Source organism: Psychrobacillus sp. OK032 (assembly GCF_900111345.1).
In the GTDB taxonomy this organism is placed as follows: Bacteria; Bacillota; Bacilli; order Bacillales_A; family Planococcaceae; genus Psychrobacillus.
Map to the genome: position 1 here is coordinate 1 of NZ_FOGY01000032.1, position 2647 is coordinate 2647.

Here is a 2647-nt window from a genome sequence, read left to right on the forward strand (position 1 = left end):
GGCAGCGCGACAAGTTTTGTTATAAGCACTAAGGTGTGAAAAAACAAGGGATTTCTTCCGAAATCCTAACTTTATAACCGAGGATAGGAATGATAAAACCAGGTATTTTGAAACTATCCCATTGATACTCCTGCATGCGTCATAAGAGACAGATTATGGGGTCTGAAGCTCAGGTGAAGTCGGTAGAACAAAGGCTGAAGCCACTCCTCGCGGAAAAGGTATGCCAATGGATATGCCGGATGGCTGAAAAACTAAATATGGTGAGAATCTTCTTATAGAAAAGAACAGACGAACTTCCGAAGTTAAGGGTCTAAAGTTAGAACATAAGGAAACTTGTGTACCATCTAATGATGGGGTGAGTGACGTGGAGTAAAAATTGCCTCTATGAAACACGCTATACCGAACAATGGCGGTATCCAGCTCACAGGCTTACAGGAAGCACCTAAGTTTAGAAAAGGATAGCTAGGTTGTAAGGGACTTGGAAAATAAGGGACGTTGACTCAAGGGCTGTCACCTAAAACGGTTGCTATAAGTTATATGGCGAAATGCATTTGTTCTTATGAGGGTAGGGGTACGACCAGTGAAACCTCTGTAATGGAGGTGGAGGAACAGCCCCAAGTCTAGCGATAAGTAATAATTATTTTTCAACTGTGCATTGCACCGGTCGGGTAAGAACGTGGGAACATCACTTCAAAGAGGAATGATGCCACAGTGCAAGCTCTACGATATTGGGATTATTATGGGATGACAGACACCTTTACAGACTTACATCAACGTGCCAAAAATAAAGAATCATTCCATCTGTTATACGACATCATCACGTCGAGGAACAATATTTTATTAGCGTATCGAACAATCAAGTCAAATAAAGGGTCGAAGACCCCGGGAACAGATGGTAAAACTATTGTAGACATAGAGAAACGATCAGAGAACGAATTAGTAGAAGAAATACAAAGTAGACTTCAAAATTATCGCCCTAAGAAAGTTAAACGTAAACTTATAGAAAAAGATAATGGCAAGATGCGACCATTAGGTATTCCATGCATTCTGGATAGAATCATCCAACAATGCTTTAAACAAGTGTTAGAGCCAATTGCAGAAGCTCATTTCTATAATCATAGCTATGGGTTTAGACCTTTACGGTCTACTCATCATGCGATGGCAAGAATTCAATTTCTAGTCAATCGGTCGAAACTCCATTACGTTGTAGATGTTGATATAAAAGGGTTCTTCGATAATATCAATCATACCTTGCTTATTAAACAGTTATGGAATTTAGGTATTCGGGATAGACAAGTTCTAGCCTGTATATCCAAAATGTTAAAGGCTGAAGTAGATGGAGAAGGTATTCCAACAAAGGGGTCTCCACAAGGTGGCCTACTGTCACCGTTATTGTCTAATATCGTACTAAATGAATTGGACCAATGGATTGCGAATCAATGGGAACTATTTCCCCTTCAAAAATCACTTAAAACTAGAGGTCAACTGCTTGCAAAGAATCGAACTCACCTAAAAGAAGGCTACATAGTTAGGTATGCTGATGACTTTAAAATCATCTGTCGAGATTGGAAAACTGCTGAAAAGTGGTATCATGCTGTCAAATTATTTTTAAAAGAACGTTTAAAACTGGATATTTCACCAGAAAAATCGAAGATTATTAATCTGCGCAAGAATGAGTCTGCGTTTCTTGGCTTCACAATACGTGCTAATCGTAAAGGGAAAAAGCGAGTTGCACATACGTTTGTCAAAGCGGAAAAGATGCAGAAAATTAAGGCGGATGCAAAGAAACGACTAGAAGTACTCCGAACATCTCCAACTACTCAAAATGCTATGCGCTTTAATAGTTTTGTCTTAGGGTTACACAATTATTTTAGCAGAGCTACTCACGTCAACTTAGCGTTCTCACGACTTGCCTACGAAATAGGTGCATCTATGTACAATCGTCTTAAACCTATCGGTAAATATGAACATCCTAACAATCCTCCACCTGTTTATAAAAAGTTCTATGGCTTAGGCTCTAAAACGTATAAAATCGCCGGGATATACCTCTTTCCTCTTGGGATCATCAAAACTAAAAATGTGATTGCTTTTACTCAAAGTGCAACCCCATTTACCGAAGAAGGTCGAGTACAAATATCTACACGGTTGAGTAAAGATATAAGACATGAAATAGTATTGTTAATGGAATCAAAAATACCGACACGAAGTGTCGAATATATGGATAATCGGATTAGTAGATACAGTATGAAGAAAGGGAAATGTGAAATAACTGGCATGTTCCTTCAAGCACAAAACGTATACTGCCACCATTATATACCCAAACATCTTGGTGGAAGCGACAAATTCAATAATTTACGTATTCTCCAAAAAGAGATACATGAATTAATCCATATGACCGACCAAATTAAGGCGAATACACTTATAAAAACTTTGGGCATCACTGAATCGATGTTAGAAAAAATCAATAAATATCGAGTAAAATGTGAGCTAGAAATAATCAAATAACCCAAATCAATGAGAGTAACTTGAAACTTATAATTAATAATACCATCGCTAGATGGAACGCGGAATGCTTGGAAACTGGCACGTTCCGTGTGGAGTAGGGGAAAAGCTGGCGATAACCTCAAATGCTTACCTATTACTAACG

The 2647-nt window shown here is 38.4% G+C and carries 1 protein-coding gene; it reads left to right on the top strand.

What is annotated here, in order from left to right:
- The first annotated feature begins 711 nt into the window (after nt 1-711).
- Nucleotides 712-2505, top strand: a complete 1794-nt coding sequence (ltrA, locus tag BMZ04_RS21695) for a group II intron reverse transcriptase/maturase (RefSeq protein WP_177184551.1) — start codon at nt 712-714, stop codon at nt 2503-2505.
- Nucleotides 2506-2647 lie beyond the last annotated feature (142 nt).